Source organism: Cupriavidus lacunae (assembly GCF_003353055.1).
Taxonomy (GTDB): Bacteria; Pseudomonadota; Gammaproteobacteria; order Burkholderiales; family Burkholderiaceae; genus Cupriavidus; species Cupriavidus lacunae.
This window is the reverse complement of sequence record NZ_QKWJ01000160.1, coordinates 1-7,277: the sequence shown is the minus strand read 5'-3', so window position 1 is coordinate 7,277 and position 7,277 is coordinate 1. Positions and strand designations below refer to the sequence as shown.

Below are 7,277 nucleotides of genomic sequence, written 5' to 3'. Positions count from 1 at the left end.
CATCGGCTTCTCGCTGAACAACCCGATGCTGATCATCGCGGGCTCGCTGGTGGGCTCCTCTGGTGCGATCCTGTCGTACATCATGTGCCGCGCGATGAACCGCTCGTTCTTCAACGTGATCCTCGGCGGCTTCGGCAGCGACGCCGCGGCGGCGGCCGGGCCGGCAGGGCAGGCGCAACGCAACGTGAAATCGGGTTCGGCCGATGACGCCGCCTTCCTGATGGGCAATGCGGAGACGGTCATCATCGTCCCAGGCTACGGCCTGGCCGTGGCGCGCGCGCAGCACGCGCTCAAGGAACTGACGGAAGCGCTCACGGAAAAAGGCGTGACCGTGAAATACGCGATCCACCCCGTGGCGGGCCGCATGCCCGGCCATATGAACGTGCTGCTGGCCGAGGCCGAGGTGCCTTACGACCAGGTCTTCGAGATGGAAGACATCAACAGCGAGTTCGGCCAGGCCGACGTGGTGCTGGTGCTGGGCGCCAACGACGTGGTCAACCCGGCGGCCAAGAACGACCCCAAGTCGCCGATCGCCGGCATGCCGATCCTGGAGGCCTACAAGGCCAAGACCATCATTGTGAACAAGCGTTCGATGGCCGCCGGCTACGCCGGGCTGGACAACGAACTGTTCTACATGGACAAGACCATGATGGTGTTCGGCGACGCCAAGAAGGTGGTCGAAGACATGTTCAAGGCGGTCGACTAGACACGGTGCAGGCCGCGAACGTTATCCGCCATGGCGGGATCTACGCGGCATACCGGGATGAGAGGCTGGCGGCCCGGGACTGTCGGTCGACGCAACCGGTACACCGAAGGATGGCGCCACTGATGGCGCTGTTGGGGCGTCGGACGCCGCGTGAGGCATTTGCGGCTGGCGGGCGCCATTCGTTGACCGTGTGTCGCTGGTAACGGTCCGCCGAAGTAGCTTTCTGGGTTGAGCCTGTTGAGTGTTGCCGTACCAATGACCGTGTACCCCGCAGGGCGTGCGCGAGATTAACGCCCGTGGATTTCTCCAGCTTACGCAGGTCGGCACCGAGAGTGGGATGTTGGCTTCGTCGCCAAAACCCAGCGATCCGGCTAATTGCTCCTTATCCGGCAGTTTTGCCTTTACCAGCAAGTTGACGGCGCCCGCTTCTACTATTCTGCGCGACGCCAGCCCAACCCCAAAGACTTCTGCAGCGAAACAAAGTCCTCCACCAGACCGACATCGCCAGAGATCCGGTCCTGCTGGGCCAGAACGCGGGTGCGTTCGGCGTCCAGCCATTCGAGCATGGTGGCCGTGCCCGCGCGGTAACGCTGGCGCGTCAATTCGGCGGCATGCTCGGCTGAGGTTTCTCTGCGCCGCAGGACGATAACGTTCTCACGCTGGTGCCCATAGCGCGAGAGGGCAACGTCGGCGTCACGCAATGCCTTGAGCACTACGCTTTCGTACCTGGCCTGCGCCTCGTCGCGCCCTGCTTCGGCACCCTCGACGCTCGCCGCGACGCGGCCGAAATCAAGGATGTTCCACTGCAGGCGAGGCAGCGTGAGCCAGGTGCCGTTTTGCTTGCGTGCCAGATGGCCTGGATCCGTGGCACTAAAGCCGAGCGAGCCCAATAGCGACAGCTTAGGGAACCAGTCGGCTCTGTGCACGCCGATCTGGGCATTTTGCGAGGCCAGCCGACGCTCGGCGGCGCGGATGTCCGGGCGAGACTTGAGTAGCGCGGCAGGGTCAGCGATGGCAATCGTTTCGGGTATCGCCGGCATCGCTTTGGCGGGCTGCAACTCGGCATCCAGCGCGCCAGGGCCGCGTCCGGTCAGCACAGCCAAATCATCCAGCAATTCGGTAATTTTGGCCTCGACCGGCGCCAACTGCGATCGCGTGCCATCAAGCTGTGTACGCAGTCGTTCGACCTCCAGCTCGGAAGCCACGCCCCTACCACGGCGCTGCTCGGTCAGGTCGAGCATGTCGGCTTCAATCTTTTCCGCATCGCGCAAGTGTTCCAGGCGCGATTGTTGTTCGCGCAGGCTGACGTAGGTCTGCGCGATTTCGGCGGCGAGCTGAACATGAGCATCGGCTAGGTCTTCCTGGGCGGCGTCGGCTTCCGCTGATGCCGCTTCGATGGCACGACGGGTGCCGCCAAACAGGTCGATCTCCCAACTCGCGTCGAAACTGGCGATGTACAACGATAGCGGCCCTCGACCGCCGCCTGCAGCGCCGCCGGAGAGTGCGGACAAGTCGGGCGAACGCGTGCGCAACATGGCAGCATCGGCGTTGACCTTGGGCAATGCGCTGGCTTGCGTGCCACGCAGCCCTGCACGGGCTTGCCGGACGCGTGCCTGCGCAACACGGATGTCCGGGCTGTCGGCGAGCGCCGTTTCGATCAGGGCGTTGAGCTGGCTATCGCCGAGCGCATGCCACCAGTCGGCGGCCTGCGGCGCATGCGCATCCATGCCGGCAGGGGCATGCGGGTAGGTGGTTTGGCTGGTAACGCCAGCCACGTCTGGCGCACCGCGGTAGTCAGGGCCGACGGTACAGCCGGCCACACCGAGCGCGACCACTGCCGCGAGCAGCACCGGGGCCAACTCCCGGCACGCCGCCGGAGAGAATCGAAAGCGGATCTTCATAGATCAGTGACCGGAAGAGACGGGAGCGCCCGGCGCAGGCGTCTTGAGCAGCAGCGCCAGGGGGATACACAACAGCAGCGCCACACCGAGTGCGTAGAACGCTTCGGAGAACGTCATGACGGCGGCCCCCCGCGCGATGGTGGCAGCCAGTTGGCCCATGGCCTGCATCTTGGCGTGGACCAGGTCCCCGTGCTGGGCGAAGAAGCCCGCCGCGCTGGAGGCCAGGTGGTCCTGCCCGATCGGGCTGTTGGCTGTCACCGACTCGCGGATCACGGCATCGTGGTAGGCAGTGCGGCGATCGATGAGGGTGCCGAGCAGCGCCAGGCCAATGGAACCGCCGAGATTGCGCGCCATGTTGTAGAGTCCGGCAGCGTCCCCGGCCTCGTGAGTGGCCACGGCCGCCATCGAGGCCTGGTTGAGTGGCATCATCGCCAGGATCTGGCCGAACCCGCGCAAGATCTGCGAGCCCACGAAATCGTGGCCCACGCTGTTGGCGGTTAATGAGATGTCCAGCATGCAGCTGCCAAAAAAGCACAGCAGCCCCGCCACCACCAGCACCCGGATGTCGAACTTGCCGAGGACGCGCGGCAGGACGGGCATCATCAGGAAGGCCGGCAGGCCAGACAGCAGCATGATGCCGCCGGCTTGCTCGGCGTTGTAGCCCGCAATCGTGGCCAGGAACTGTGGCAGCAGGTAGGAAATGCCATAGATACCGGCCCCCACCGTGGTGACGATCAGAATTACGCTGGCGTAGCTTTTGTTGAGCAGCAGGCGCAGCCGCGCGATGGGCGTCCTGGCGGTGAACTGGCCCGCCAGCATCATCAGGAGGCCGCAGGCGGAGAGCACCGACAGCCAGACGATCATGGGCGATTCAAACCAGCGCTCGCGCTGCCCCTCCTCCAGCACCACAGTAAGTGAACTCAGGCCGATGGTGAGGCCAACGATGCCCAGCCAGTCGGCATTGACGAACTCGTGGAAGTCGGCGCGGTCGGGCTTGAGCCCGAAGTACAGCAGCGACACCAGCACGGCGCTGACCGGCAGATTGACGAAGAAGCACCACCGCCAGTCCACGTTCTCGGCCAACCACCCGCCTATTACGGGACCTAGCAACGGCCCCAGCAGCACGATCAGCCCGAAAGCCGACATGCCGATGGGCAACTGGTGCCTGGGCAGCCGGGTGCGCACGATGGTCTGCGCGGTGGGAATCATGGCGCCGCCGGCCAGCCCCTGCCCGATGCGCCCGATGACCATAGTGGTCAGCGTATGGGAGAGTCCGCACATCATCGAGAACGCCGTGAACAGCAGCGCGTTCCACATCAGGAATCGGCGCAGTCCGAACACTCGGGTCAGCCAGGCGGTGAGCGGGATGATGACAATCTCGGACATCAGGTAGCCCGTCGAGATCCACGTGCCCTCGGTGCCCGCCGCGCCGATCTGCCCCTGGATCTGGGGCAGCGCGGAATTGGTAATGGAGATGTCAAGGGTGGCCAGCAAGGCGCCAAGCGAGCCGGCCGCCACCGCGATCCAGTCCGCCGCGGAGGCATCGGGCTGCGCCGCCAGCGCAGCGCGCTTCGTGTCGCCGGCTGCCTGCGCGGCGGCCTCAGCCACGTGCCGCTCCGGCCGAAGCGTTGGTGCTCTGCGTGTTGGGCTTGCGCGTATCCACATCGACCGTCACGGACAGGCCCGGCACCAGCGCCGCACGTGCGCTGTCCGGGATGATGTCTACACGGATGCGCACCGGCACCCGTTGGACGATCTTGGTGAAGTTGCCGGTGGCATTCTGTGGCGGCAGCAAGGCGAACTGGGCGCCAGTCCCCGGCGCCAGGCTTTCCACCTTGCCATACAGGTCACCATCAGGCAGGGCATCCACGTGGATGGTGACCGGCTGGCCCGGCCGCATATGGCCGACCTGGGTTTCCTTGAAGTTCGCGGTCAGATACAGGTCCTGCACCGGCACTACCGTGAGCAGGCGCGTGCCCGGCTGGGCGAACTGGCCCACGCGCACCGCGCGGTCGGCCACGCGACCTGCCAGCGTGCTGCGCACCACAGTGTCCTGCAGGTCGATCTGGGCGCGCCGGGCGGCCGCCTGCGCTACCAACAATTGTGCGCGCGCCTGCTCGAGCTTGGCCTGCAGCGTGCCCGTCTGCGCCTGCGCCGCGCGCAGCGCCGCCTCGTTGGCGGCCAGCGCCGTGGCGGCACGGGTCTGGGCGTTGCGCAACTCGGCGGTGCGTTCCTCGGTCTCGGCGCCGGTCTTGACCAGCGGGGCATAGCGTTCCACTTGCGAGGCGGCGTAACGGACGTTGGCCTGTGCGCCGGTCACCTCGGCCTGGGCCTGGGCAATATTGGCTTTCTGTTGCACCAGTTCGGCCTCGGAACGGGCCACGTCGGCCTGGCGCGCTGTGACCGTGGCTTGCGCCTCGTCGGCGGCCGCCTGGTACTGGCGCGCATCGAGCCTGGCCAGCGGCTGGCCAACCTCCACTACCTGGTTGTCGCGCACGAGCACCTCGGCCACGTAGCCGCCCACTTTGGGAGCCACGATCACACTGTCAGCCTGCAAATACGCGTCGTCGGTCGACTCAATAAAGCGGTCGAACAGCCACCAACGCACACCCCAGGCCGCAGCAGCGATGATCAGCACTGCCAGTGCGCCCAGCAGGATGGTGCGGCGGCTGAAAGGCTTGACCTTTGGGGAAGTTGCAGCAGCGTCACCGCGAAGCGGTGCATTGCCGAGCGAGTCGGCTGCGGGGGCGTTGGTGGACATAAAGGCTCTCAGGTTCCGTGCCGTAATTATTCCAGTTGGAAGAATTGTGTCAACTGGTATATTTCTATCCTGTGCGTGTCTTGCGCCACAATGCGAATCCAGGCACGCAACATCCAGACATCAGGAGGCCCCAATTCATGGCAAGACACCGCCCAGCAGCCGAAGGCGGCTACCAGTGCGGAGAAGAAACGCGTGCGCGCATCGTCGACGCGGCACTGCGCCTGTTCGGCGAGCGTGGCTACGACGGTGCCTCGACCCGCGATATCGCCAGGGAGGCCGGCGTCAACGCCCCTGCCTTGCAGTACTACTTCGATGGCAAGGAAGGGGTCTACCTGGCCTGCATTGAATTATTCGTGGCCCGAGTCTGGGAGCACCTGGATGACGTGGTAACGAATGCAGAGCACGTGAGCGCTGACCCGAAGGCCAGCGACGCCATGCTGGCGGACGCCTACCTGGCCATCCAGGCGCGCTTTGCTTCATTTGTCTATGATTGGCCGGAAGCAAACCACTGGCGCATGTTCATGGCGCGTGAGCGCGCCGGTCTTGGCCCAGAGGCAGCATTCGACGTGATCGACAAAGGCTTGAACCGCAGGCTGTTTGCGGCCACTTCCGCCATCATCGGGCGCCTGCTTGGCAAGCCAGCAGACGATGAGGAAACCAGGATCCGGACCATCGCCATCGACGGGCAGGTGCTGGTATTCCGAATGATGCGCCGGCAGGTAATCAGCGCCCTCGGCTGGAAAGGCATTGGCATCGAGGAAACCGCACGCGTATCTGCGATCGTCCTGGAACAGACCCGCGAATTGCTGGCAGCTCTAGTCAGGGCACGCGGAGTACGACGGACCTTAAGTTCCTAGCGAAGAACCCGTTCGCGCGTTCGCCGTCAACTTGCTGGAAGTGAGGCAAAACTATGCCAAGCGGGACGACCGCCTTGGCACCGCACCACCGACAATGGCGAACTTGCCTTTGAAGCTGCCAAGGATCTCTCCCATCTCAACAAGTACGGCCTTGACAGCCGTTGCTGCACGATCGTCGTAGCCGGCGGCCGATTGCGACTCACCCGGAGTCGTTGCTGCCATACCAGACTTTCTGATCGTAAATGGTCTGCCGCCTCTCAACCTCGCTCACCGAATGCCGCCGGATCTAGATCGGTCTGGACGGGACTGGTACTGGCTTGTCTCATAATTGTCCGGCGCCACTCGGACCCCAAATTTCTGCTTGAACGAGCCCCAGCCGCGGACTGAGGCGCATGACGGTGTATTTCAGGGTGAGGCCTGCGTGATAGACCATCCGCTGGAACACGCCGGGGGCCGGCGAGGTTTGCTCGGGCTCGACTTTCGTCGGTGCTGATTTCTCTGCTGCTGCCTTCGACTTCTTCTTTCCGCTGTGTTTGCGCAGCGGCTCGTTATTCACGAAACTCGTCTTGCTTGTGTAGGACTCCTCGGTGGTAACGACGACAATGCCCTGCTGTTCGGCCTTGTAGCGGATCAGCTCAATCAATCTGGCGTGCGGGATAGTGCGCAAGCGTCGATTCTGGGTGGTGCCCATGTCGCCGCCATTCTTCCAACCCTTGTTCTGTCCAATGACGATGACCTGCACACCGCGCGTTGCGCAGTTGCGAACGAGGTTGTTGCTCAGCTTGTGCAGGAAGTCGTTGAGCCATTGGGCTCGACGGCGTTGCGCTTCCAGATATGCGGGGTCTGCATAGAGCGCCTTCATGCCTTTGCGCAACACCATCTGGTCACCGCGCGACAGCCTCTCGCCTCGCTGCTTTGCTTCATCCATCTTGGCCTGCAGCGCGCGGAGTTCAGGCGTCATCAACACCGACTTCAGACGGTCGATCCGCGCGTCCTGCCGACCCATGACGACCTCGAATCTGCCGGAACTCACGACGTGGGCATGGCTGCCG

6 protein-coding genes are annotated in these 7,277 nt (G+C 64.2%); 2 read left to right on the top strand and 4 right to left on the bottom strand.

Features of this window, described 5'->3' with window-relative positions; genetic code table 11:
- A partial coding sequence (locus DN412_RS41615) for an NAD(P)(+) transhydrogenase (Re/Si-specific) subunit beta (protein WP_133303182.1) occupies positions 1-706 on the top strand: 706 nt, incomplete at its 5' end.
- Positions 707-1,137: 431 nt separating this feature from the next.
- On the opposite strand, the gene DN412_RS41610 is transcribed toward DN412_RS41615, so the two are convergent.
- The 3 genes from DN412_RS41610 to DN412_RS41600 are packed head-to-tail and all read right to left on the bottom strand — an operon-like array spanning position 1,138 to position 5,368.
- The gene (locus DN412_RS41610; protein ID WP_115216826.1) at positions 1,138-2,607 is read right to left on the bottom strand and encodes an efflux transporter outer membrane subunit; all 1,470 of its coding nucleotides are present in this window, start codon (positions 2,605-2,607) and stop codon (positions 1,138-1,140) included.
- A gap of 3 nt (positions 2,608-2,610) precedes the next feature.
- Entirely contained in the window at positions 2,611-4,215 is a 1,605-nt protein-coding gene (locus tag DN412_RS41605; protein WP_244223091.1) for an MDR family MFS transporter, read from the bottom strand.
- Positions 4,208-5,368, bottom strand: coding sequence for an HlyD family secretion protein (locus tag DN412_RS41600; protein WP_115216824.1), 1,161 nt, complete (start codon positions 5,366-5,368; stop codon positions 4,208-4,210). Before DN412_RS41600 ends, DN412_RS41605 begins: the two co-directional genes overlap by 8 nt.
- Positions 5,369-5,505: 137 nt before the next feature.
- On the opposite strand from DN412_RS41600, the gene DN412_RS41595 reads away from it, so the two are divergent.
- Positions 5,506-6,225, top strand: a complete 720-nt coding sequence (locus DN412_RS41595) for a CerR family C-terminal domain-containing protein (protein WP_115216823.1) — start codon at positions 5,506-5,508, stop codon at positions 6,223-6,225.
- A 322-nt stretch (positions 6,226-6,547) separates the two neighbouring features.
- On the opposite strand, the gene DN412_RS41590 is transcribed toward DN412_RS41595, so the two are convergent.
- A partial coding sequence (locus tag DN412_RS41590) for an IS200/IS605 family accessory protein TnpB-related protein (protein ID WP_145970228.1) occupies positions 6,548-7,277 on the bottom strand: 730 nt, incomplete at its 5' end.